This window comes from Megalodesulfovibrio paquesii, assembly GCF_054653055.1.
This window is the reverse complement of sequence record NZ_BAAIGQ010000006.1, coordinates 289,969-313,659: the sequence shown is the minus strand read 5'-3', so window position 1 is coordinate 313,659 and position 23,691 is coordinate 289,969. Positions and strand designations below refer to the sequence as shown.

Below are 23,691 nucleotides of genomic sequence, written 5' to 3'. Positions count from 1 at the left end.
GGACCGATGAAACGCATCTTTGTCTGCAGCCCGTTCGCGGGCGACATAGCCCAAAACGTCAAGGTAGCCGAGGCGCTTTGCCGTCGGGTCATGAGAAACGGTCACGCGCCGTTCGCGCCGCACCTGCTGTATCCAACCTTTACCGATGACAGCATTTCCGAGCAGCGGGAGACGGGCATCGCCTGCGGCCTGGCTTACATGGAATGTTGCGACGAGGTGTGGGCGTTCACCGGCAACGGCATTTCCAGCGGCATGCGGCAGGAACTCGACCATGCAGAGCAACTGGGCAAGCCGATCATCGAGATCGCCGAGGTGTAAACAATGGCCTGGGATCAACAGCCCATCAAGGGATATCTGGTGGACGCCGACACGGGGGAGCGGCTCGAATTCCAGTACAACCCCAACTCCATCAGCGACGAAAAGTCGACCGACTACGCGACGATCAAAATCCCCGGCATGAGCCACCCGCGCTACCAGTACGTCGCCGGGGAGCCGCGCCGGATCGCCTTTAAGGTCGAGCTGTTCAAGGGGCCGGTGAAGCAGAAGGTCGACTGGCTCCGCTCGCTGCAATATCCGGAACACGCCGGAACCATGCTCAAGAACGCGCCGCACCGTGTGCTGCTGATTTTCGGCGATCTCTACCCTGGCGTGACCTGCATCGTCCGGCAGGTAAAGGCACGTTTCTTCGGCCTGTTCGACCGGGACAACCTGCTGCCGCAACTCGCCGAGGTGGACATCGTCCTCGAGGAATATGTGGATCGTTCCATCAACTGGTCGGAGGTGCGCTCATGATCGGCCGCGATTCCCGCTACGCCCGCTGCGTTCTCTACCGGGACAGCGACGGCACCTCCCTCGGCATGCGCCAGCGCATCGACACCACCCCCAGACACGACGACCGCCTGCACACCGTGGTCGAGGGCGACCGTCTGGATCTGCTCGCGCACCGCTATCTGGGCGACGCCCGGCTCTGGTGGATCATCTGCGACTACAACGACCTCTTTTTCCCGTTGGCGCTCGAGCCGGGTCTGGCGCTGCGCATTCCCTCCCGCGAAAACGTCCAGATGCGCCTGCTCGACTGAAGCGTCCGACACCTCGCCATGCCTTCCGGTAAGTAAGCAGGGAACTGCGAACCGCCGGAGATACGCATGGATCTGGATACCTTCAAGCCGACATTTCTGATTCAGATCGAGGGGCAAGACCTCTCGAAGGACATCACCCAGGAGATCACCTCGTTCGTTTTCACCGACAACGAGGAGGAGTTGGATGTCCTCGAACTGTCGGTGACCGACCGCAACCTGCAGTTCGTCGACGATCCGCTGTTCCAGGAAGGCAACGAGATCGTGGCCCGCTTCGGCTACGTGGGGAACCTCTCCCCGCGCAAGAAGGCGGTCATCAAGGACATCGATTACGACTTCCCGGAAAACGGCGATCCGACCATCCGCATCAAGGCCTACGACAAGGGCTTCAAACTCGCGGGCAAGGAGAACCAGAAGGTCTGGCAAAAACCCGCTCCCGGCATCCTCTATTCGGAAATCGCCGAACAGATCGCCGCCGCCAACGGCCTCACCCCGGTGGTCACGGCAACCAAGGGAACACATCTCCGCGTCACCCAGAGCAACATCTCGGACGCCCAGTTCCTCAAGGAGCTGGCGGAAAAGGCCCGTGACCGCGATGGCGACGGCGTGAGCGGCTATGTCTTCTACATCCAGGACGACGAACTCCATTTCCATCCCCGCGAGCTCGACCAGACGCCGCTTCTGACCCTCGAATATTTCACCGACACCAAGGGCCTGCTGCGCTCGTTCCGCCCCAGCACCCAATCCCAGGGAGCCAAGGGCGCGGGTGTCGAGACCAAGACGGTCGGTATCGACCCGCGCAAGAAGGACGTGGTCGAGCACAAGGCCAACAACGCCACCACGCCCGAGCGGACGGCCCTGGGCAAGCAGACCTATCTGGTCGACGGCAACACCGGCGAAGGCAGCTTCAAGGAACAGGAGACGGGGCAGATCGTGCCCAGCTTCGACCGTTCCGAAGGCTTTCACGAAGAGCCACGCCAGGAGCCCGCCCAGGACAGCGCCGAAGGCAAATTCCGCGAGGCCGAGCTGCGCCAGGTCGAGGCGGACGCGGCCACCATCGGCATTCCCCAGCTACGCGCCAAGAAAAACGTCGAGATCAAGGGCGTGGGACGGAAGTTTTCCGGCATCTATTACTGCCACTCGGTGCGCCACAGCATCAGCGGCGCTGGCTATCTCTGCGAACTCAAACTCAAGAAGAACGCCCTCGGCAAGGGCGCGGGCGACAAGTCCGCCGAGTCCCAGGGCAAACCCAATGACAAGGAGGCCCCGCCCACGCCGCAAAACGAGCCGCCAGCCATGGTGACCATCGACGCGGATTCCGGCGCGGTCACACAAGGAGGCGGCAATGGGTGATCTCAGTAAGAATTTCAACCGTTCGGAATTCGCCTGCAAGGGCAAGAACTGCTGCGGCCATTCGGCTGCGGTCCATCCCGACCTGGTCGAGGCCCTGCAGGCGTTGCGTGACCGCATCGGCAAACCGCTGTCCATCACCAGCGGCTTCCGGTGCAACCGGCACAACAAAACCGTGGGCGGCGCGGAGCAGAGTTTCCACACGCTGGGCATGGCGGCCGACGTGAGCTGTCCCGCAGGCGTTTCGCCCGAGGAACTGGCGGTCATCGCCGAGGAAATTCCGCTCTTCCGCGAGGGCGGCATCGGTGTCTATGCCTCCTGGGTCCATCTCGATGTGCGCCAGTCGGGCAAGGCGAGGTGGCGGTCATGAGCGCCGAAACCAAGACCCTGTTTTCCGGCACCGCGCAGGGTATCTCCGGGCCGCTTCGGGTGGAGATCCTGCCCAATGGAATGACCGCCAGGCTGACTCAGCCGTTTCGTGTCCGTACCGGCGCTGGCCGCATCATCGAAGTGCCCGCCGGGTTCGAGACCGACTTCGCCTCGGTGCCGCGCCTGTTCTGGCGCGTGGTGCCGCCCTGGGGGAGATATTCCCCGGCGGCCGTCGTTCACGACTACCTCTACCACACCGGCAAGGTCTCGCGGCTTGCGGCCGACCGCCTCTTTCTCGAACTGATGGCGGCCCTGGGAGTGCCTCTGTGGAAACGCCAGATCATGTATTGGGCGGTTCGCCTGGGCGGCTGGCTGGCCTGGAACGCCAGTCGAAAGCGGGAGGCGGAGCATGCTTGAAACCCGCGACCGCCAATCCGAAGAGCGCTACCGCAACCGCTGGTACGGCAAGTACCGGGCCTTCGTGCGCGACAACAACGACCCCGAACGCCTCGGCCGGGTCCGCCTGGAAATCCCCGCCGTGCTCGGCAGCGGGCGGGAGAACTGGTCCGAATGGGCCACGCCCTGTTTTCCCTACGGCGGCAACGACGACACCGGCATGTTCCTGGTCCCCGAGGAAGGAGCCTCGGTCTGGGCCGAGTTCGAGGGCGGGGTCGTCCAGCATCCGATCTGGACTGGGGTCTGGCTGGCCAAGAGCAATCCCGGTGAGCAGCCCGAGGAATCGAAGCGCACCTGCGCGAACGCCTTCTGTCATGACTGCGAGGACAAGATCGAGCATCAGGCCAACCGGCACGACGATCTCGAACACAAGAAGTACCACGGCCATCCGCCGTATTACTGCCCGCGACTGAAGGTCCTGCTCAAGACCGAAACCGGCCACACCATCCTGGCCGATGACCGCGACGGCGACGAGCTGCTGCGGATCATCGACCGCGCCGGACAGATCCTCACCATGGAAGGGAAGGTGAAGCCGGAGATGCAGAGCGGCAACGCTCTGCGCCGAGGCACGAAGGACGCCGAGAAAGGCGACCAGCTCGACATCGCCTCGCAGATCGTCGGCTCCCGCGCCCGCATCCAGCTCACCGACCTCTGCCGCCAGCAGGTGATCCTCGAAGCCTGGCAGGACAAGGAGAAGGTCCACATCCTCTCGTGCGACAAGGGCCGCTCCCGCTGGCAGAAGATCCTCATCGATACCACCAAGGGTCGGGAGAAGGTTCACATCTGGGGACTCAACGGCACCCAGGAAATCCTCGTCGATTCCACCGCCGCCGCCGAACAGATCCGGCTGACCGACAAGGCCGGTCAGGTGGTGCGCATGAACGCCGCGCCCGGCCAGGAGAGCATCAGCGCCACCGACAAGTCCGGCAGCCTCGTGTTCATGGATGGGGTGGCCGGAAACATCATCATTCGCTCGACGAACACCGTCTTGATCAACACCTGAAGGAAGCATCGCATGGGAGAAAGAACAACAACGCCCTCCGGACTTTCGGCCAGCGAGGAATTGCTGGCCCGGACCTTCGATCATTGGCGGGAGGAATTCCGCAGCATCCTCGAAAGTCACCGCCGGGAAATCCAGGACCGCCTCGAGAAGATCGAGCGTGAAATCGAGAAGAAATCGGACAAGGAAAACGTCGAGGTGCTGGTCCGCTCGATCTATTCCGATCTGCACCGGCACGCCGAGGAGATCGACCGGTTGCACGCCCGGGTCGGCTCCAAGATGGGGACCGAGACCATGTGGAAGATCGTCGGCCTGGTGTTGACCATCGGCAGCACCATCGGCGGACTCGTCGGCTTTCTGATCCATCTGCTGCTGAAGGTGAACCCATGAGCTCCCAGGCGCGGCTCGGCGACATCAGCAGTCACGGCGGCGTCATCATCACCGGGGCCAGTCGGACGCTGGACAACGGCATGCCGGTGGCCCGCATGGGGGATCTGCACGTCTGTCCCATTCCGGGGCATGGCGTGACGCCCATCGTGACCGGCAGCTTCGACACCATCACCGAAGGATTGCCCAACGCCCGCATCGGCGACATCACCGCCTGCGGAGCCATCATCGTCACCGGCAGTCCCGACACCATCGACAACTGAGGGGGCCGCCATGAACAATCTCGAACAGCCGCAGGAACCGCACTACTGGGATGTCTTCCCGAAACTGATCCGGGTCTCGCGATCCCCATTCGTCCAGCGTATTCCGCTCTCGATCCGGGGTCTGCCCGAAGCGCCTGTGTTCGAATCGTCCAATCCCGACGTGGCCAGTGTCGATGAGGACGGCAATGTCGAGTGCGGCTTCGTTCCCGGAGCGGCCATGATCCTGGTCTGGGATTCGCCCGAGCGGCTCAGCCTGCGGCACGTCCAGGTCGAGGTCTATGGCGGCGGCGTCTCCGCACCGGTGGAGGTCCCTTCATGACGGATACCCCGCCAGACTATAGCCACTGGGAGGTTCAGCCTCGCTCCATCCGGCTCTCCGCTGGCGAGTCCGAGCAACGGATTCCGCTCTCCCTGCGCGGCGACGTGGACGCCCCGGTTTTTGCCTCCAGCAATCCGGAGGTCGCGGAGATCGGGCAGGATGGCGTCATTCGCTGCGGCTGGACCATCGGCAACGCCGTGCTCATGGTTTGGCGGTCTTCGGCCCGGGACAGCCTCCGCCATGTTCTGGTGGAGGTCCGCGATCCGTCCTGGTTCGCCGACCACCCGGACTTTGCCAGCGGAGCATCGGTTTTCCTCAGCGGCATGGTGGTCAACGCCCTCAACACCAGCGGCGTCGGCAACGCGCTGATCGAATTCCGCCGCTCGGAAACCGGCCCGGCGGCGTTCCAGACCTTCGCCAACGCCTATGGCGGGTTCGAACTATCCGTGCCCGAAGGGTTCTATTATGTGGAGGTCACCGCGCCGGGATACATCGCCTGGCACGGCTGGGTGAACGCCGACCCCAACACCTCCGGCGACATCCAGATCGTTCTCTCGCCCGAGCTCGACGGCCAGGTCGCCCGCATCGTGTTGCAGTGGGGGCTCAACCCCCGCGATCTCGATTCCCATCTCACCGGACCGACGCCATCGGGCGGTCGCTTCCATGTGTTCTATTCCCACACCATCGAAAACGAGGCGGCGGAATTGGACGTGGACGACACCAGTTCCTACGGGCCGGAGACCATCACCATCCATCGGCTCATCCCCGGCGTCTACCGCTACGCGGTCCACGACTACACCAACCGCAACGCCAATCCGAGCACCGGCCTGGCGCAGTCGGGAGCATCGGTGAAGGTGTTCCTGAGCGATGGCCGTGAGCAGACCTTCACCGTTCCCAACGCCCCGGGCACGGTCTGGACCGTGTTCGAAATAGACGGTGCGACCGGGACAGTGACGCCGGTCAACGCCATGAGCTATCAATCCCAACCCGCCAACGTCGGCATGTAGTGGAGGTTGTCCATGATTTCCGAAGAACCCGCCGACTTGCAGGCCACCATAGAACAAACCGATTCCGGCCAACAACAGTATGTGCTGCGGGCGCTCTGCGATCACCTGTCCGGCATCCGTGAAGAACTTTCCGGCATCCGCACGCTGCTGGATGCCAGTCACGCCGCCTCGGAGGCGATGCGTGGCCAGGCCCAGGCCTATCTTGAGGCCCAGCAGGCCAGGACCCAGGAGTACCTGGAGCAGGTACAGATCGAGCCGGAGCCCGATTTCTATCCCTTCGTCGAACTGCCTGTGGGCACCGAACCCCGGGATCTGCCGGACGGCAACCGGCTCTTCACCTTGCCCGACGGCATGATCCTGCGGACCACGGACGACCAGCGAATCTGCGTTATCGACGGAGGGGAACAGCAGGTCATCACCCCCGGACCCGGCACGGCCATCGAGGTCGCCCCGGGACGCCTTTACACCCTGGTCGAGTCCTATCTGCGTTCGACCCAGGAGGCAGCCGGTATCAGCGGACTGCCCGCCGGGATCGAGCCGACCACCATGGGCGCGGAACGCTTCGCGGTGGTTCTGCCCGAGGGCATCCGCCTCGACGTCGATCACCGGGAGCGGTTCATCACCCTGATCAACTCGGCCGGACCTATCGACATCATCGGCATCGGCCGCATCGAGGGCATCGGCGAAACCATCGCTGTCCGTCTGCTCTCCGGCGGAGCCAAGGGATTCCAGTGTGGCCAGTCCGGCCACGGCGGGCTGATCGAGGCGGACGGAACCATCCACCTGGGACTGAAAAGCGGTCTGGATCTGGTGGTCCGGTTCCAGGGAGAAGCCATCGACGACGGCGCACCGGAAACTGGCTGCTCTGGACAGTGCGGCCTCGACTGCGAGGAGCGTGCCTGATGAGCTACGATTTCCTCGGCAAGGGGTTGCGTTACCCGTTCCGGTTTCAGTCGGTATCCGGCGGCACCCAGGTCTCGACCGCCACATCGCGGGAGCACGAGCACATCCGCGAAAGCATCCTGCAGATCCTCGGCACCCGGATCGGTGAACGGTTCATGAATCCTGAGTTCGGCTCCCGGCTGAAGGATCTGGTGTTCGAACAGAACGACGAGGTGCTCAAGGGCCTGCTGCGCCATTACGTGATCGACGCCATCAAGCGCTGGGAAAAGCGGGTGATCATCACGGAGGTGCGCTTCGACGACCGGCCGCTGAACATCGACGGCAACCTGCTGCTGGTGCATATCGCCTACCGGGTGATCCAGAGCCAGGTGGACGGTAACCTGGTCTATCCCTTCTACAGAGAAGACCCGAACAATCCCGCGCCCAGCTACCCCCAGCCTGAAATACCCCCAGAGCCCGAACCCGATCCGGAACCACCGCCGGTGCGCAGCGTGCGCCTGTCGCCGGACGTGCGCTCGCTGTTCAATCTGCTCTGGTTCGACGCGGCCGAGATGAGCCCCGATCCGGACGATTCCTTCATCTGGCCAGCCGGGGAATACGAAGTCGCCTACATCGAGGGAGCCTTTCAGGACCGCAACGGCAAGTGGATCGTCAGCGATCCGGGTGACAACCACGGCCATTACCTGGTCTTCGAGGGAGCGCCAGAAACGGAAACGCCCCAGGCCGAGCACGCCCTCTATCTGGCCGCGAACGGTCTGGGCTTCGACACCCAGAGCCAGGCGGAAGACAACGCCGCTGGCACCGTTCACCGGATCAGCACCCTGGAGCCGGGCCGCATCGGTCTGTTCTATTTCGAGGGCAAGAAGGAATCCCACTACCTCAACAACACCTCTGGGCAGCCCAATCCCGTCTGGCAACTGCGCGGCCCGCTCTGAGGCATCCCGCCTCCGACACATCCCGCCTCCGACACATCCAGGCCCCTTCCGGTAAGTAACCGGCGTGGCGAGAGCATCAGGCGCTCTTGCGTAACCCCGAAAACCGGAGAGACCATGGGCCGCGCAAGCATCGGATACATCAACAAGGATTACGAATCGATCCGCCAGGAGCTGCTGGCGAAGATCCCGCAGCTCACCGACCGCTGGACCGATTTCAATCACTCCGATCTCGGCGTCGTCCTGCTCGATCTGTTCTGCGGCGTGGGCGACATGCTGGCCTACTACCTGGACGCCCAGGCGGCCGAGGCCTTTCTGCCCACGGCCCGCCAGCGCCAGAACGTCATCAACCTCTGCAAGCTCATCGGCTACCGGCTGGATTCGCCGGTGGCCTCCACCACCACGCTGCGTTTCCGGCTCTCCGCCCCGCTCGGCAAGGATCTGACCATTCCGGCGGGAACGGCCTGCCGCGCCTTGCTGAGTGACGGCGAGGCGGATTTCGAGACGGTCGAGGACGGCCTGCTCCCGCGAGGCGTACTCTCGGTGGATATTCCGGCCCGGCAAGGCGTGCGCCGCACCGAGGCCTTCACGTCGACGGGGCTGCCATTCCAGCGCATCCGCCTGACCGGCGACGTCATCGCCCAGGGCACCATCACCGTTACGGTGGGGGACGACGCCTGGAGCGAGGTCGATCACTTCCAGGACAGCCTGGCCGACAGCCGCCATTTCATGGCAGATCTCGACGCCCTCGACATCTCCACCCTGATTTTCGGCGACGGGCAAAGCGGCGCTGTACCCGCTCAGGGAAGCGCCATCACCGTCAGCTATCTGCAGACCATCGGAGACCAGGGCAATCTCGGTCCGAACCGGATTAACCAACTGCTGAGCCCGGTCTACCTCGACGGCGGCCAGGTCTCACTGACCGTCACCAACCCGGTGCCCGCCACCGGAGGAGCGTCGCGGGAAGCCCTCGAACACGCCCGCCGACAGGCACCGGCGGAGCTGCGCAGTCTCTGGAAGGCCGTCACCCTGGAGGATTACCAGGCCCTCGCCGAAGGTTACCCAGGCGTCGCCAAGGCCAAGGTGCTCGACACCAATGCCTGCCAGAACATCCGCTATTACAACGTCCAACTGGCCATCGCCCCCAACGGCGGCGGCATGCCCTCGGCGCTGCTCAAGCGGGACCTCGCGGAGTTTCTCGAACGCCGCAAGGTCATCACGGTCGAGATCAACTTGTTCGACCCGATCTACCGCCCCGTTTCCATCGACGCCGAGGTCTACATCTGGCCCGGTGAACCGCTGGAAAACGTACGCAGCCGCATCGAAGCCGCGCTCACCGATTTCTTTTCTTTCGACCGGGTCTCCTTCGGCCAGACCGTTCACTTCTCCGACCTGGTGGCGCTGATCGATGGCGTGCGCGGCGTCAGCCACATGCATCTCTACGCGCCGCAGCAGGACATCGAGCTGCGCCACGGCGAAATCCCGGTTCTCGGCAGCGTCAACCTCGATCTGCGGAGGGCCGGTTGATGTCTGATTGGTTCAAGGACAATCTGCTCGGCCTGCTGCCGCCGCTTTACGAGCACAACGACGAATCCGGTGACCTGCGCACCTTTCTGAGCCTTCCCGCCGGGACGCTGGACGAGCTCAAGCAGGCCATCGACGACTTCCCGACCATTTTTGATGTCGATCACTGCGACGAGCGCTTCCTGCCGCTGCTGGCGAGACTGGTCGGCCTCGAAGTGGACGGCACCTGTTCGCCGGACTGCCAGCGCCGCCGCGTGCGGGAGGCGGTCGAAATCTATCGCCGCAAGGGCACCATTCCGGCCATCGAACGCGACTTTGACGCGCTCGGTTGGCATGGGGAACTGCAGGAGACCTTCCGCTCGGCGCTGCGTCTCAATGCCCGCTCAAAACTCAGCAGCGCCAAGCTGCCCGGGCTGGTGTTCAGCCTCGGCGTGTTTCGCGTGCTGTGTCTCAACCAGACCGAGGGGCTGCGCGACGCCCTGGTGTTTCACCACCCGGCGGGCACGCGCTGTTTCTGGCTCCAGTTCCTCCTGGAATGGATCGAAGGCGGCGCGATGCTCGACTTCTGGCATGCCAACGCCGTGCGCCGGATCGTATTGGCGTTTCTCGACGAAACCTTCGTCCTCGGACGTTCCTCGCTCGGTTCCTGCCGTCACCTGACCAACAAGCAGAGGGCCTGGGAGCTGCTGCAGCTCACCAGCACCACGGAGATGATCCCGGAGATCGACCGGGCCGCCGTGAAGGTCTCCCGTTTTCACGGCCGCCAGAACCGGATGCGCCTGAACCACAAGGCCCTCAACGACTGGCGGCTGCCGTACACCCGTGTCGGCGAGGACCGGGTTTCCTTCTGCACGCCCATCTACACCGGCCGCGATTTCGAAGGGGATGTGCTGGAAAGCGGTTTCGGGCTGGGCGAGAGCCATCTCAACCGCAAGCCGCTGACCCATGGCGAGACCGCGCTGCGCTACTGCTTCCGGCAGAAGGATTTCTTTTTCGACACGCAGGCGGAACCGGTCGAACGGGCGGAGGCCAAGTACGACCTGCGCCTGCCGCTGGAATCCCGGCACCGCCTCTGTTTCCAGCTTGGCCGCGCCAGGCTCAACGAAGGTCTCGATCTCACCGCCAACCAGGGCGGCATCAGCAATCTGCTGCTCGCCTCCACCGCTGGCTGCGACGCGGACGTCACCCTGGCCGTCGACCGGATCGACCGATGGCGGCGGAGAGGGCCTGTGTTCCGGCTCAACGCGAACACCCTGAACACCCGGTATCTGAGCAATGCGAATCTGACCGGCGAACGGGCTTCGCTTGAAGTCTACGTGGACACGGGCTCTCTCCAGCGCCATCGGGTCGAGACCATGAAGCTGGGCGCGAGCCCGCTCAACACCACCGGCCTGCGCCTCTCCGTGGATCGGACCCGACCCCTGCGCGTCAGCCGCATGCGCCTCAACCAGGCTGGATTCCGCTGGTCGCGGCCTTCCTATCGCTGGCTGTTCCGTCAGCAGGATCTGCACGCACCGACGCAGGCCGGGTTCGAGGCCGCCACCAATAACTATCGTGCCACCCAGTGGCCCACCTGAAGGAGAACCCATGGCGATTCACCTCTATCTTGACGAAGCGCTGACTCAGCAGATTTCCGAGGGGGATTTCAGCAGCCCCGAGGCCGAGAGCTACAACGGCACCGATGGCGACATCAAGGATCGGCAACTCTACGTCGCCAACGAGCAGACGAGCCTCCCCTCGGCCATCGACGCGGCGCAGACCTCCATCGTCCTGGCCGAACCGCGCTTTGCCGACGGCGAACTCATCATCATCGACGGCGAGCAGATGCTCATCGAAAGCGGCGGCGGCACCGCCAATCTCACCGTGCAGCGGGGCGTGGCCAACACCGCTCCGGCCGCGCACGACGCCGGAACGACCGTCTATTCCGGCTACGACTACACCGGACTGGTGCTCGATCCCATTGATGAGACCGGCACCGACGAATCGGTCTGGTACCGCCTGGCCCTGACCCAGGCCGGACTCGACACCGCCACTCAGGGCGCACCGCTCAATCTCGGTGACAAGGCCTTCCAGCAGACGCTGTCTTTCTGGCGGCGTTGCACAGTGCTCCCGGGCACCCGAGTGCAAAACAAACTCGACATCAAGCTGCGCCTGACCGGCACGGAAAACCCGATTCTCTAAGGAGGCCGCCATGGCATACCACAGCATTCAAGGACTCGCCCACGGTCGGCTCGACCTGCTCAATCAACTGCGGACCTTCCTGGTGACCACCACCGGCTGGACCCTGCATGACGACCAGTCGGCCGACTCGCAGCCGTATTTCGTCTTCAAGTCGCAAGGGGAATCCGGGGCCGAGGACGTCTATCTACAGTTCCGTATCAGCACCACCTCCGGGCGGATTCACGTCGCTGCATTCCAGTATTGGGACGCGGCCACCCACACCGGCGTCAACGAGGCTTCGCACACCAGTTACACCTACCTGCGGGTGGAGGACAGCGCCGACTTCATCTTCTGGCTGTTCGCCGATCTGGATCACGTCTTCGTGGTCACCAAGCTCGTCTCCACCTACTACGGCCATTACAGCGGATTGCTGAAACGGTTCTGGTCTGGGGCCGTCGCGCTCACGCAGGCGGCGGTCACCGCCGGAAGCGGCGTGGTGATTCAGGTCAACGACGCCACCGTGGTCACGCCCGGACAGGACTATGTGATCAAAGACGACGCGGGCATCGAACGCGTGCGGGTGAGCGCCATCGACACCGCTGCCACGCCGAACACCATCACCGTCGAGACTCTCGTTCGGGATTACGCCTCGGGAGCCAAGATCGGCGAGGACCCGCAGCCGGTCATCAACAGCTACTACAACGCGCCGGGCACATTTTACGCCGTGAACAAGTTCGACGGCTGGACCTCCGCGTCCGGCCAGCAGGGCCGCTGCGGCGCGGCCCACGGCGGTCTCCAGGGCGAAACCGATCCGGAAATGCGCTACGGCACCACCATCCTTTTTCCCTGGATCGCCTCGATGTCCGGCTCCGCCGTCTACCAGGAACTGCGCGGCGAACTCATCGAGATCTTCTCCGTGGGCGGCGGCAACGTCGCCTCGGAAGACACCATTCAAATCGGAACGGACAGCTACCGCGTGTTCAACCTGACCACCGGCGGCTGGTGCGCGGTGAAGGAGTAACGCCATGGCAACTCAAAACGGAAAGCTCAAAACCGTCACCACGATCACCGGCCAGCGTCGCCCGGAAACGCTCTTGTCCATGAACCGTGGCCAGGCGCTCAAGCTCAGCGGGAGGATTCGCCGTGGCCGTGCATAAGGGACAACTGGCATCCATTACCACCCTCCGAGGCATCCGACGGCCGGAACTGCTCGCCATCGGCGCGGCGCAACCAGGAACGCTCTTCGAGCTGTTTTCCGGGGCACCGGCCAGGCGCACGGTGATGGTCCGAGCCGACAGCGCAATGCGGGTCGTCCATCGGCTCGAACGTCGATCCGATCTCGCATTTCGCGTGAACAACCGCCTGAACCGGAGGGCCGACCTGTGGCTCGTCATTCATGGCCGCCTGGGCGTCGATACCGACGCGGCGGTGCGGGTGACGCGCCCCTGGCTGCGGAGCATCGATACCAGCATCCGGACATCCGGCGCACACACCAGCCGATCCGACACCGTTCAGCGCATCGCGATCCCGGCCGGGCTGCTGGCCGACACGCGCCAGATCCTGTTCGCGGTGCTCATCGATCAAGACCACGAAATTCAGACCTAAAGGAGAACAGCAATGGCACTGGGACTCATCGTCAAAACCGGCCGGATACTGACGGCCAAACTCCTCCTCGGCCAGGCCGTGGACGGCATCACCCACTGCGCAATCGGCGACGGGGACGCCAGCTTCACCGACCCGCAGAATCCGCCCGCGCCGGACATCGGCCAGACCGGGCTCAGAAACGAACGCGCCCGCAAGCGCTACTACAAGCGGACCTTCCTCAAGGAGGACGCCGAAGGGGCGCTCCTGGTCAACGGCGTGCGCTACCTGGAAACCGGCGAGGAGACCAACACCATCGGTGTCTTCTTCCGCTTCGACGAGGCGGAGGCCAACGGCATCACCATCCGCGAATACGGCTTCTTCGGCGGCGACGTGCAGTACACGGCCAGCGTCACCGGGGATCTCGCCATGGGCGGCGTGTTCCATCAGGACACCAACCCGACCGGCGAGGTGCTGCGCCCGGGCTACCTGTACGAGGTGAAGAACATTCCCGACTTCAACAAGATTTCCGACACCCGCGTGGAGCTGGTCGGGATCATCAAGATCTAACTGGAGGATTCAAACATGAGCATCTCACGCGAGACATTCGACCCGACCAAGAATTACAAGCGCATCCGTTACCATCAGGATCGCGACCTGCTGGATTCCGAACTCAACGAGCAGCAGGACATCATCAACCTGGAGCGGCGCAAGATCGCCGACATCCTGTTCAAGGAAGGCTCCATCATCATGGGCCTCGAGGTCAGCGCGGCCGCCAACGTCCTGACCCTGGCCCCGGGCGTGGTCTACATCGACGGCCATCTGGAACAGGTGAGCGGCGCGACCCTGACCTATGATCCGGCCACCACCAGCGGGGCCGATTACGTTTACGTGGAGCTGCTGAAGTACAACTACGGCTACACCCAGGACCCGGCCCTGATCAATCCGGCCACCGGCGAGCCCACCGCCGAGCGGGAAAAATGGGCGCTCTCCCTCAAGGCGACGGACACCAGCGGTCAGACGCTGCCCAACAACGTGACCGAGCGTCGGGTGATCCCGATCTACAAGTTCGACCGCGAGAGCGGAGACGTCACGCCCACGGTGCAGGAGAAGTCCAACCTCTACCTGCGGGATCTGCTGGGCACGCTGCCGGGCAGCCGGATTACCGTCTCCTCGATCACCGAGGACCAGCTCTCCTTCGCCGCCGCCGAGGGGCTCAATTCCCTGATTCAGAACCTGGCCGAGCGCACCTTCGACCAGGCCGGAAGCTATCTGGTGCGGGGCTTCGACACCTTCATCGGCGGCGTCGACGACGACAGCGTGGAGGCGATCACCAACGCCGGACGCGCCTATATCCAGGGCTTCCGGCATCAGCGCGATCTGCCCACCTCGACCCTGGTGCCTAAATCCATCGCCACCAAGTCGGTGCGCGGCGAGCAGAAGACCTTCGATATCAACAAGCGCCGCTATCCGGTCAACTCCACGCCACTCAAGGAGACGACCCAGGTGGAGGCCATCGTCGAGATCACCCGTAACGTCACTCGCGGCTCCGTGGGTGGCGGCGAAGACCTGCTCGATCCCAATCCCGTGGTGGACATCCTCGAGGTCAGTCAGGGGGCGACCATCTTCCAGGAGGGCGTGGACTGGCAGCAGTCCGGCAACCATGTCGACTGGCTCGGCTCCGGCAACGAACCGGCCATCGGCACCACCTACACGGTGCGCTGGACCTACACCAAGCAGATGGTCAAGGGCACCGACTACGTGGACAGCGGCTGGTTCGGACAGGCCAACCATCCGGCGGCCGGAAACTATTTCTATCTGGTGACCGCCTACAACGCCACCGGCGAGACGGCCTTCAACGCCGCTGCGGTCATTGCCCGGGCCACCGCCGCCGGGGAGATGAACAAGCTCTCGTGGCTGCCGGTCAGCGGCGCGACCGGCTATCGCGTCTACCGGGCCGCCACCAACGGCGCACGCACCGACTACAAGCGCCTGATGGAACTGGGCAGCGAGGCACTCTCCTACGTCGACGACGGTGTCGAGGAGATCGGCACCGCTTCGCCTCCGGCCACCAACACGGCCGGACTCACCATGTCGCCGGTCCAGCTCGAGCTGGGCAACCTCAATGTGATCAACTTCGGGCGCGGCAGCCTCGGCGACCAGCCGGTGAACGGCTCCAACTGCAGCCTGGACTACGACTATTACCTCGGCCGCCGCGACATCGTTTACGCCACCACCACCGAGATTAAGCGGTTGGAAGGGGCTCCGGCGGATTTCCCGAAGCTGCCCATCGTGCCGGAAAACGCCCTGGGGCTGTGCAGCATCGACTGCCCGCCCAACTCCACCGACATGGAGATCCGCAACTTCGGTCTGACCCGCATCACCATGGACCAGATCCACGACATCATCCAGGACGTCGAGGACCTGAAGTACAACGATGCCCAGTACCAGATGAACAACGAGCTGCAGAACCGGGACGCCCAGACCAAGAAAGGCATCTACTCGGACGACTTCTCGAACACCGCCCAGTCGGACATCTACCACGCCGAATGGGACGCCCGGGTCAACGAGATCGCCCGTTTCGTCGCGCCGGACCGCATTCCGCACTCCACCGTGCTCTCGGTCGATCAGGCGGGCAGCAACGCAAGCTTCTTCGGCAGCCTGGCGCTGCTGCCGGGCAACGAGACCGTGCTGGTGGAGCAGAACGACTGGTCCGAGGAGCGCAACATCAACCCCTATGCCGTGTTCGACAAGCCCCCGGCCATGCTGCAGATCACGCCCAACCTCGGGCGGCGCGGCCAGACCGGGATCGCCGTCACCGGCATCAACTTCACCCCGAGCAAGTCCGGCATCGTGCTGCGCTGCGACGGCCAGGTGATGGCCAGCAACCTGATCAGCGACGAGGCCGGTCGGGTCAGCGCCTCCTTCACCATTCCGACCAACGCCCGCAACGGCAACCGGATCGTGGAGATGGCCGATGGCGTCTACTCGGCCCGGGCCAGCCTGCAGATCAACGATCCGCTGGTCATCACCCGCATCGAGCGGATCATCGAGAACCGCATCATCCGCGTGCCCGTGGTGCAGGTGGTCTGGCGCACCCAGACCATCTTCGTACCCCGCGATCCGCTGGCCCAGACTTTCAGCTTCACCCAAAACCAGGTGATCTCCAGCATCGGACTGCAGTTCACCGCCAGGGACCCGAGCATTCCGGTCACGGTGCAGATTCGCGGCGTCACCACCGGTCTGCCCAACGGCGTGGTGTTCGCCGAGAAGGTGCTGGCCCCGAACGAGATCAGCCTGAGCGGCGAGACCCGCATTCGCTTCGACGACCCGTTCTACGCCGAGGCCAATACCAGCTATGCCGTGGTGCTGCTGACCAACAGCACCAATTACAAGGTCCGCACCGCCACCCTCGGCAAGATGGGCCGCTGGGGCATCATCACCCGGCAGACCTACATGGAAGGCGTGCTGCTGGAGAGCTCCAACGCCGAAACCTGGACTCCGCTCAACGGCTCCGACCTGGCGATGAAGATCTACGGCTACAACTTTCAATCCGAGGGGATGATCCGCTTCCAGCCGATCACCGGCGTGCAGTTCTCCGACATCAACCTCGACGAGTACTCGGCCATCCCGCAGGGCACCGGCCTCGACTGGGAATACTCCACCGACGGCGGCGTGACCTGGGACGCCATGGTTCCCGCCGAGGAGGAACGGCTGCCCAACCTCGCCACCCGGGTCCAGATCCGCGTGCGTCTGAGCAGCTCGCTTGCCAACGACACCCCGGCCATCAACTTCCGCGACGTCAACCTGGTGGGCTACCTCAACAAGACCACCGGGGCCTACCTGACCCGCGAGAACGAGCTGACCCAGGGAGTGGAATCGACCAAGGCCTATGTGCAGATGCAAATCCCCAGCGGCACCACCCTGCAATGGTTCGCCAGCAACGACGGCGGCCAGACCTGGGAGGCGATGACCATCCAAGACACCCGGCCCATCGACGAGAACTGGACCGAGTACACCCTGGTGCGCACCTTCACCGACAACACCGGCAACAAGGTCCGCTACAAGGCCGAGATGACCGGAACACCGCTGATCTACCCGCGCATCCATTCGCTGGGCGCGACCCTGAGCTAAGGAGGCACGTCCATGATCGTTCGACGCAAAGGCGGACTGACCGAGTTCATCCCCACGCCGCAGGAGAAGCGCGACGGGCTGATCCGTGACCACGCCCTGGGCCTGCTGGAGAATCTTCACCAGCGCCTGGCGCGGCTGGAACGGGCATCAAAGCTCCCGGCCGACGAAGCGGAGGCCTTCACGGCGCTGCTGGCGCGGATGCGGGCCGACGAGTCGCGCAACCTCGAGCTGCACGCCAGCCTGATCACCTCTGATACCGCCTCCGGCTGACCGGCTCACTGCCACCGCCAACCCAGAAACCCCGGATACGGCCAGCCCGTTCCGGGGTTTCTGCTTCTTGAAACCGTCAGGGTCCAACGAAGAGGTTGGAACCGCCCATAATCTTGTCCACCAACTGGCGGACATTACCGACACATCAGCGGCCCTTGGGATTTTTCACGGAACACTGGCAAGCGCCAGCTTTCTTTTCGGACAGAATTTTCTCCAGGATCGTGGATTTGCCGTTGAGACGGACATCCTCTTCAATGTCGGACGCCGTGTACCCGAAGCAGTAACAGACCAAATCTTCCATAAAATCGTTCTCCTTTGTAGTTGTTTATGCCGAGCAGCATGACAGCTTGGCTACATCCTTGCCGAAGGTCTGGGCGCAGAGCTTGATCCCTTCCGCCTGGGTCAGATAGGGGTGGAAGGCCGAAGCGAGATCCGACACGCCGATGCCGTGGCGGATCGCCAGTGCGGCCTCCATGATCTGTTCGCCGCCTTCAGGTGCCAGGATGCGTGCCCCGATCAGTTCATCGGAACCCTTGCGGCGGATAAGCTTGATGAAGCCCCGGGTGTCCCTCGCCGCCAGCGCCCGGGGCACGTTCCTGAGATCGAGTCTGGCCACCTCCACCTCGATTCCGGCGCTTGCCGCTTCCAGCTCGTTCAGACCGACACCGGCCACTTGCGGATCGGAAAAGATGACCCAGGGCAACGCCCGGTAATCGCGCCTTTGTGGCTCCCCTGACAAGGCGTTGGCGGCGGCCAGGCGTCCCTCGTAGGCCGCCGTGTAAACGAAAGCGGGTTCGCCGATGACGTCTCCGGCGGCAAAGATTCCGGGCTGGGATGTTTGCAGATGTTCGTCCACCAGGATTTCGCCCTGCCCGGAAAGGCGCACTCCGATTTGCTCCAGACCAAGAGTTTCGGTGTTGGCCCGTCTGCCGGTGGCGCACAGAATCCGTTCGGCGGAAAACTCCCGCTCCGCATCACCGACATGAGCGCGGACAACCACGCCGGAACCCTCACGCCTCACCTCGTGGACCCGAACCGAAGTTTCGATGCGCAGACTTTCATCCCGCAGATAGCCGGTCAACGCCTCGGTCAGATCCGCGTCTTCGGTGGGGAGAATCCGCCCGCTGCGCTGGAGCACGGTGATCCTGGTTCCGAGTCTCGCGAACATCTGAGCGATCTCCAGGGCGATATAGCGCCCACCCAGCACGATCATTGATTCCGGCAGACGCGTCAGCTCGAAGGCCGAGGTACTGTCGAGCGGGTCACTCTCGGCCAGGCCGGGAATATCCGGCAGCCAGGGACGCGAGCCGGTGGCGACGAGGATTCTCGATGCTTCGTACACCACGCCGTTGACCCGCACCGTCCGGGGAGATTCCAGTCTGGCGTCGCCTTCGATCAGTTCCACCCGGTCGTAGGCCTCCAACACATCCATGTATTTGGCCTGCCTGAGCTGCGAGACCAGTTCGTCCTTCTGCCGGATAACGGCCTCGAAATCGACCAGCGCGGCTTCACTCTTGATTCCGGCGAAGGCGTGATGGCCTCCCTTGTGCAGGGCCTCGGCGGCCCGGATCAGGGTCTTGGAGGGCACGCAGCCGACATTGACGCAGGTGCCGCCAAGGGTCTCGGCGTTCACCATCAGCACCGTCCTGCCCAACTCATGCGCCTGAATGGCGGCGGCGAATCCCGCTGAACCACCGCCAAGAATGATCAGGTCGTATTTCCGCACATCATCCGAAGACGATGCGCAGCAGCTTTCCCGATGCGATTGCCCGCTCATTACCTATCCTCCTTGTCTTTCACTTTGTATCCTGTCGCGTCAATTGCCCGCCGGATCGCTTCATCGTTGGTCCGTCCACGGTCGAACCGCACCACCGCCTTCCCGGTCCGGTAATCTGCCGTGACGTCAATGACACCGTCTACGCCGCTGGCCCCATGCCGGACATGTTCCTCGCAACTGGGGCAGGTCATGCCTTCGATCTGGTAGGCAACGGTATGGACCTGGTCGGCGGGGACGATCACAGTGTTGGTCTGGTTTTCCGGGTAGACCAGACTGCCATACCAGGGAAAGGCCATCATCAGTGCGGCCAATACGGTGACGATCCCAAGAAATGCCTTGCTCTGCAGGAAGGGTGGTTTCCGTTCATCTTCGCACGCGCACTGAATCTCGGCGGCGGTGCGTGGTTTGAGCTTCTGATACCAGGCAAATCCCAGCAGGCCGACGCTCAGCGCGATCAGCCAGGGACGGGCCGGTTCCATCCAGGAAAACGCGGATGCCAGCCCACTGGCACCGGAGAGAAACGCCAGCACCGGCGTGATGCAGCACAGTGATGCCGCGAAGGCGGATAGGACGCCCACGCCCATCAGTTTCTTGTCGGCCTTGGGGTTCATGGTCGGTCCTCCTTTTCGATTGCCCGCAAAATCGGGCATGGTTCGGTTTTCTTGTTGCTTTTGCAGGCGACGACCAGCTCTCCCAGGGTAGTCCGCATCCTCTGCAGCAAGGCGATCTTTTCCTCGATGTCGGCAATCTTGGCCTCCGCAAGAGAACGCACCTCGTCGCAGGCCTGTTCGCCATCCAATCTGAGATCCAGAAGTTCCCTGATCTCCTTCAGCGAAAAGCCGAGATCCTTCGCCTGCCGAATGAAATGGACCTGATCTTTCGCCTCCTCGGGATAGAGGCGATAGCCGGAAGGTTTTCTCTCGGGCTGCAGAATCAATCCCTCTCGTTCGTAGAAGCGGATGGTTTCCACCCCCACACCGCACTGTTTCGCCAGCTTGCCGATGGTCATGTTGTTCATATCTCGATCTCCTGAATTAAATATAAGGTCCGTACCATACTACGGAGTCAAGGGTTTTTTGAGGAAAAACTGAGCTTCGGTCAAGAGCGTTCACAAGTCATTGAAAATAAACGTGTTAAATGTCTGCTTCGGCTGTTCTTCTACTTGATTTGTGTCCGGAAAGAAGCATTCATTCATGGTGTAAGCGGGGGCTAAAAAGGCTTGCTAGACAACGACTTAGAAGCGCCATGAACGACGGAGGCACGCATGAACCTGAAAGAGATCCACTACGGGATCGAGATCGAGACCGTAAAACGCACCCGGGAACAGATCGCCTGGGCCATCCACTCGGTGGTGGGCGGCACGGTCCGCCATGTCGGCATTCCCAGCAGCTATGACCCCTGGGAGGTCGAGGACCTGCGCGGCCGCGTCTGGAAGGTGGTGGGGGACGCCTCCCTGACCAGCGTCCCGGCCCATCTGCGGGCCGAGGTGGTCAGCCCGGTGCTCGGCTATGACGACATCCCGCAACTGCAGGAGGTGGTCCGGGCCATCCGCCGCGCCGGAGGCAAGATCAACAGCCAGTGCGGCATCCACATCCATATCGATGCCGCTCCCTTCGACGGCAGGCACCTGTGCAACCTGGCCAAGATCATTTACAAGCAGGAGCCGCTGATCCTCCACGCCCTCGGCATCAGCCGCGACCGGCTCAACCGCTACACCCGGCCAGTCAGCGACGAGCTGATCCAGCGCATCGAACAGCATCGTCCCCGCACCAAGGACCAGCTCAACCGCATCTGGTACGGCTACCACAACCGCCAGCCCCAGCACTACGACAACAGCCGCTACCACGGGGTCAACCTGCACAACGTCTGGTACCGGGGCACGGTGGAGTTCCGCTGGTTCGAGGCGACCCTCCACGCGGGACGGATCAAGGCCTACCTGCAGTTCTGCCTCGCGGTTGCCGCCAAGGCGCTCAATGGGCGGGCCGCCTCCAGCCGCAAGCGGGATTTCGATCCTCAGAGCGCCAAGTACGACTTCCGGGTCTTCCTGCTCCACCTCGGCCTGATCGGCGACGAGTTCAAGACCGCCCGCAAGCATCTGATGGCCAACATGCCCGGCGACGCCGCCTTCAAGAACGGACGGCCCAAACCGGAGGACGTCCTCCCGGACGAAACAACCACCACTCTCACCAACGAGGCCGGGCAAGTTCCCGGCCTCACTGTTTAAGGAGGTGCCCCATGAAGATTCTGATCCGCTCCACCACGCTGGACGGCGAACCGATCCCCGGCAGCGGAGAAACCATCCAGGCCGCCGACTGCCTTGAGGTGGTCGAGCTGATGCGCGGCCAGACGCCGTTTACCGCCAGCCGAGCGCCCCGGGACTACATGACCGAGGTGCTCTCCGGCATCGAAGGCGGGCCGACCCAGCCGTTGCCGGAGGACGCCGCCGCTGCGGCCGCCGAGTTTCTCACCCGTCTGGCCCGGCACGGCCTGATCGAGTTTCTTCCCGACGACAAGGCCAGCGATCCCTGGCCGGAGCGATTCCTCGAAGCCCTGGAGACGGTGCGGCTCTCCGGGCGCACCAACATGCTCGATCACCCGGAGGTGACCCGGCTGACCGCCGAGATGGGTTACCCGGAGGTGGCCGAGTGGCTGGCGGACCACCGGCGCGAATACGCGGCCTTCGTCCTCGAAGGGACGAGACCGCTCGGCAAGAACTTCAGCGGCAAGGAGGACCCGGCTCCATGTGCGGACAAGTAGGCATCATCTTCGGCCGCAAGCGCAGACGGCCCGACGAGCGGGATTACCTGCGCGAGGTCTTCATACGCATGCTGCTGCACAGCGAGGAGCGCGGCCCGCACGCCTCCGGTCTGGCCTGGCTCAAGACCGACGGCAGCCACCGCATCTTCAAGCGGCCGATGCGGGCGCACGAGCTGGTCTACGAGAAGCCGTTTCAGGAGCTGCTCGGGCAGGTCGACAACGAGACCACCATCCTCATGGGCCACACCCGTTGGCGCACCCGGGGCAACGAGTTCAACAACCGCAACAACCATCCCATCCGGGCCGGGATCGTCATCGGCACCCACAACGGCACCATCTACAACGCCGATTATCTGTTCCGCCGACTCGGGCTGCCGCGCTACGCCGAAGTGGACAGCGAGCTGATTTTCCGCCTGGCCGACCGCTTCGCGCCCGAAGGCCCCATCGACCAGGAGGGCTTGAAGAAGGCGCTCGCCCTCTGTCGTGGCCAGATGAGCGCCGTGCTGGCCTCTCGGCTCGACCCGGGCACCATCACCGTGCTCAAGGGCAACAAGCCGCTCTGCCTGCGCATCCACCGCCAGCACCGGGTGGTGCTCTACGCCTCGGACGACGCCTTTATTGACTTTGCCGTGGACAACGAGAAGGGCTGGCGCGAGCTGGAGGTGCCGCCCATGACCATGCTCACCATCCGCCACGCGAATGTGCGGGCCATCGAAAACAGCGAATTCCGCTTCATACCCCAGGAGCGCAAAGGGACACTGCCCGAAGGAGTGAATGCATGAACATTGGAGAATCCTCGAAGCTGACAAATCCGCAGGACAGCGGATTTGGACGCACTGAAAGTGCGCCCGCAGGGCGAGGGCCAGGGACGGCCCGAGTCAGCACAAACCCGGAAGACACTCCCGAGACCATCCTCCGGCTCTTCGTCTACGGCACCCTGAAACGGGGCTACTGGAACCATCAACGCTTCTGCGCCCAGGCCCGCAACATCGAACCGGCCGTGGTCTGGGGCAGGCTCTACCATCTCCACACCGGATTCCCGGCGCTCGAGGTGCCGGAAGGGCTGATCCTGGCCCGGGGCAGCGCCGATCCACTGGCCGACGCCCGCAGGCAGCAGGAGATTGGCACGCCTCGCTTCGGTCGCCCGACCGGCGACTGGGATCTGATCCATGGGGAACTGGTGACCTTCACCGACCCGCTGCGCGACCTGCCGCCCATCGACCGGCTGGAAGGATTCCGGCCCGGCGGACATAGCATGTACCAGCGGGTGATGGTGGCGGTGCTGTGCGGGCGCACCCCGATTCCAGCCTGGACCTACTGGATGTCATGCCCTCCATACGCGGAAAGAGTCGCCAGCGGCCAGTGGTTACGTCCGTGAGCCGACGTTTGCGGCCTTATCCGGACGAAAGCGTTTGACAATCGGCCC

At 63.5% G+C, this 23,691-nt stretch carries 30 protein-coding genes; 26 read left to right on the top strand and 4 right to left on the bottom strand.

Annotated elements, in window-relative coordinates:
* Nucleotides 1–6 precede the first annotated feature (6 nt).
* From ACYQ00_RS14230 to ACYQ00_RS14125, 22 genes are all read left to right on the top strand, one after another.
* Nucleotides 7–318, top strand: a complete 312-nt coding sequence (locus ACYQ00_RS14230; protein WP_460032794.1) for a DUF7768 domain-containing protein — start codon at nt 7–9, stop codon at nt 316–318.
* Nucleotides 319–321: 3 nt separating this feature from the next.
* A complete protein-coding gene (locus ACYQ00_RS14225; RefSeq protein WP_460032793.1) occupies nt 322–792 on the top strand; it encodes a CIS tube protein in 471 nt (156 codons plus the stop codon).
* A complete protein-coding gene (locus tag ACYQ00_RS14220) occupies nt 789–1,079 on the top strand; it encodes a LysM peptidoglycan-binding domain-containing protein (protein WP_460032792.1) in 291 nt (96 codons plus the stop codon). Before ACYQ00_RS14225 ends, ACYQ00_RS14220 begins: the two co-directional genes overlap by 4 nt.
* A gap of 66 nt (nt 1,080–1,145) precedes the next feature.
* Nucleotides 1,146–2,429, top strand: a complete 1,284-nt coding sequence (locus tag ACYQ00_RS14215; RefSeq protein ID WP_460032791.1) for a phage late control D family protein — start codon at nt 1,146–1,148, stop codon at nt 2,427–2,429.
* Nucleotides 2,422–2,796 carry a YcbK family protein gene (locus tag ACYQ00_RS14210; protein ID WP_460032790.1) on the top strand — a complete coding sequence of 125 codons (375 nt, stop codon included), beginning with the start codon at nt 2,422–2,424 and terminating at the stop codon, nt 2,794–2,796. Before ACYQ00_RS14215 ends, ACYQ00_RS14210 begins: the two co-directional genes overlap by 8 nt.
* Nucleotides 2,793–3,212, top strand: a complete 420-nt coding sequence (locus tag ACYQ00_RS14205) for a DUF1353 domain-containing protein (RefSeq protein WP_460032789.1) — start codon at nt 2,793–2,795, stop codon at nt 3,210–3,212. The genes ACYQ00_RS14210 and ACYQ00_RS14205 overlap by 4 nt, the downstream gene beginning before the upstream one ends.
* Nucleotides 3,205–4,254, top strand: coding sequence for a phage baseplate assembly protein V (locus ACYQ00_RS14200; protein ID WP_460032788.1), 1,050 nt, complete (start codon nt 3,205–3,207; stop codon nt 4,252–4,254). The genes ACYQ00_RS14205 and ACYQ00_RS14200 overlap by 8 nt, the downstream gene beginning before the upstream one ends.
* 12 nt (nt 4,255–4,266) lie before the next feature.
* The gene (locus tag ACYQ00_RS14195; protein WP_015721232.1) at nt 4,267–4,641 is read left to right on the top strand and encodes a hypothetical protein; all 375 of its coding nucleotides are present in this window, start codon (nt 4,267–4,269) and stop codon (nt 4,639–4,641) included.
* A complete protein-coding gene (locus ACYQ00_RS14190) occupies nt 4,638–4,901 on the top strand; it encodes a PAAR domain-containing protein (protein ID WP_011366988.1) in 264 nt (87 codons plus the stop codon). The genes ACYQ00_RS14195 and ACYQ00_RS14190 overlap by 4 nt, the downstream gene beginning before the upstream one ends.
* 10 nt (nt 4,902–4,911) lie before the next feature.
* Nucleotides 4,912–5,220, top strand: a complete 309-nt coding sequence (locus ACYQ00_RS14185) for a hypothetical protein (protein ID WP_020886740.1) — start codon at nt 4,912–4,914, stop codon at nt 5,218–5,220.
* Nucleotides 5,217–6,227 (top strand): YfaP family protein, encoded by a 1,011-nt coding sequence (locus tag ACYQ00_RS14180; RefSeq protein WP_460032787.1) that lies wholly within the window; start codon nt 5,217–5,219, stop codon nt 6,225–6,227. The genes ACYQ00_RS14185 and ACYQ00_RS14180 overlap by 4 nt, the downstream gene beginning before the upstream one ends.
* Nucleotides 6,228–6,239: 12 nt before the next feature.
* Nucleotides 6,240–7,130: a hypothetical protein gene (locus ACYQ00_RS14175; protein ID WP_460032786.1), complete on the top strand. Its 891-nt coding sequence runs from the start codon at nt 6,240–6,242 to the stop codon at nt 7,128–7,130.
* The gene (locus ACYQ00_RS14170) at nt 7,130–8,065 is read left to right on the top strand and encodes a GPW/gp25 family protein (RefSeq protein WP_460032785.1); all 936 of its coding nucleotides are present in this window, start codon (nt 7,130–7,132) and stop codon (nt 8,063–8,065) included. The genes ACYQ00_RS14175 and ACYQ00_RS14170 overlap by 1 nt, the downstream gene beginning before the upstream one ends.
* Nucleotides 8,066–8,179: 114 nt before the next feature.
* Complete coding sequence (locus ACYQ00_RS14165) at nt 8,180–9,589, top strand: baseplate J/gp47 family protein (RefSeq protein WP_460032784.1); 1,410 nt, start codon at nt 8,180–8,182, stop codon at nt 9,587–9,589.
* Nucleotides 9,589–11,163: a phage tail protein gene (locus ACYQ00_RS14160; RefSeq protein WP_460032783.1), complete on the top strand. Its 1,575-nt coding sequence runs from the start codon at nt 9,589–9,591 to the stop codon at nt 11,161–11,163. The genes ACYQ00_RS14165 and ACYQ00_RS14160 overlap by 1 nt, the downstream gene beginning before the upstream one ends.
* A 10-nt stretch (nt 11,164–11,173) precedes the next feature.
* A complete protein-coding gene (locus ACYQ00_RS14155; RefSeq protein ID WP_460032782.1) occupies nt 11,174–11,767 on the top strand; it encodes a hypothetical protein in 594 nt (197 codons plus the stop codon).
* Between the two features lie 10 nt (nt 11,768–11,777).
* Nucleotides 11,778–12,767, top strand: a complete 990-nt coding sequence (locus tag ACYQ00_RS14150) for a hypothetical protein (RefSeq protein WP_460032781.1) — start codon at nt 11,778–11,780, stop codon at nt 12,765–12,767.
* A 4-nt stretch (nt 12,768–12,771) separates the two neighbouring features.
* Entirely contained in the window at nt 12,772–12,903 is a 132-nt protein-coding gene (locus ACYQ00_RS14145) for a hypothetical protein (RefSeq protein ID WP_460032780.1), read from the top strand.
* A complete protein-coding gene (locus tag ACYQ00_RS14140; RefSeq protein ID WP_460032779.1) occupies nt 12,890–13,351 on the top strand; it encodes a hypothetical protein in 462 nt (153 codons plus the stop codon). The genes ACYQ00_RS14145 and ACYQ00_RS14140 overlap by 14 nt, the downstream gene beginning before the upstream one ends.
* Nucleotides 13,352–13,363: 12 nt before the next feature.
* Complete coding sequence (locus ACYQ00_RS14135; RefSeq protein ID WP_460032778.1) at nt 13,364–13,897, top strand: hypothetical protein; 534 nt, start codon at nt 13,364–13,366, stop codon at nt 13,895–13,897.
* Nucleotides 13,898–13,912: 15 nt separating this feature from the next.
* Nucleotides 13,913–17,461, top strand: a complete 3,549-nt coding sequence (locus tag ACYQ00_RS14130; RefSeq protein WP_460032777.1) for a DUF4815 domain-containing protein — start codon at nt 13,913–13,915, stop codon at nt 17,459–17,461.
* A gap of 12 nt (nt 17,462–17,473) precedes the next feature.
* Nucleotides 17,474–17,731, top strand: a complete 258-nt coding sequence (locus ACYQ00_RS14125) for a VrlD (RefSeq protein ID WP_097010730.1) — start codon at nt 17,474–17,476, stop codon at nt 17,729–17,731.
* Nucleotides 17,732–17,876: 145 nt separating this feature from the next.
* On the opposite strand, the gene ACYQ00_RS14120 is transcribed toward ACYQ00_RS14125, so the two are convergent.
* Genes ACYQ00_RS14120 through ACYQ00_RS14105 form a run of 4 tightly spaced genes read right to left on the bottom strand, consistent with a single transcriptional unit; the run spans nt 17,877 to nt 20,526 of the window.
* Nucleotides 17,877–18,032: a bacterioferritin-associated ferredoxin gene (locus tag ACYQ00_RS14120; RefSeq protein ID WP_200174504.1), complete on the bottom strand. Its 156-nt coding sequence runs from the start codon at nt 18,030–18,032 to the stop codon at nt 17,877–17,879.
* A 24-nt stretch (nt 18,033–18,056) separates the two neighbouring features.
* Nucleotides 18,057–19,508: a mercury(II) reductase gene (gene merA / locus ACYQ00_RS14115; protein WP_448551976.1), complete on the bottom strand. Its 1,452-nt coding sequence runs from the start codon at nt 19,506–19,508 to the stop codon at nt 18,057–18,059.
* Nucleotides 19,508–20,119, bottom strand: coding sequence for a mercuric transport protein MerTP (gene merTP, locus ACYQ00_RS14110; RefSeq protein ID WP_200174500.1), 612 nt, complete (start codon nt 20,117–20,119; stop codon nt 19,508–19,510). Before merTP ends, merA begins: the two co-directional genes overlap by 1 nt.
* Complete coding sequence (locus tag ACYQ00_RS14105) at nt 20,116–20,526, bottom strand: MerR family transcriptional regulator (protein ID WP_200174498.1); 411 nt, start codon at nt 20,524–20,526, stop codon at nt 20,116–20,118. The genes merTP and ACYQ00_RS14105 overlap by 4 nt, the downstream gene beginning before the upstream one ends.
* Nucleotides 20,527–20,772: 246 nt before the next feature.
* Between ACYQ00_RS14105 and ACYQ00_RS14100 the strand changes: the two genes are divergently transcribed.
* Genes ACYQ00_RS14100 through ACYQ00_RS14085 form a run of 4 tightly spaced genes read left to right on the top strand, consistent with a single transcriptional unit; the run spans nt 20,773 to nt 23,643 of the window.
* Nucleotides 20,773–21,732: an amidoligase family protein gene (locus tag ACYQ00_RS14100; protein ID WP_200174496.1), complete on the top strand. Its 960-nt coding sequence runs from the start codon at nt 20,773–20,775 to the stop codon at nt 21,730–21,732.
* 11 nt (nt 21,733–21,743) lie between these two features.
* Nucleotides 21,744–22,265, top strand: coding sequence for a DUF5049 domain-containing protein (locus tag ACYQ00_RS14095; protein WP_200174494.1), 522 nt, complete (start codon nt 21,744–21,746; stop codon nt 22,263–22,265).
* Nucleotides 22,250–23,047, top strand: a complete 798-nt coding sequence (locus ACYQ00_RS14090) for a glucosamine 6-phosphate synthetase (RefSeq protein WP_460032776.1) — start codon at nt 22,250–22,252, stop codon at nt 23,045–23,047. The genes ACYQ00_RS14095 and ACYQ00_RS14090 overlap by 16 nt, the downstream gene beginning before the upstream one ends.
* A complete protein-coding gene (locus tag ACYQ00_RS14085) occupies nt 23,044–23,643 on the top strand; it encodes a gamma-glutamylcyclotransferase family protein (protein ID WP_460032775.1) in 600 nt (199 codons plus the stop codon). The genes ACYQ00_RS14090 and ACYQ00_RS14085 overlap by 4 nt, the downstream gene beginning before the upstream one ends.
* Nucleotides 23,644–23,691 lie beyond the last annotated feature (48 nt).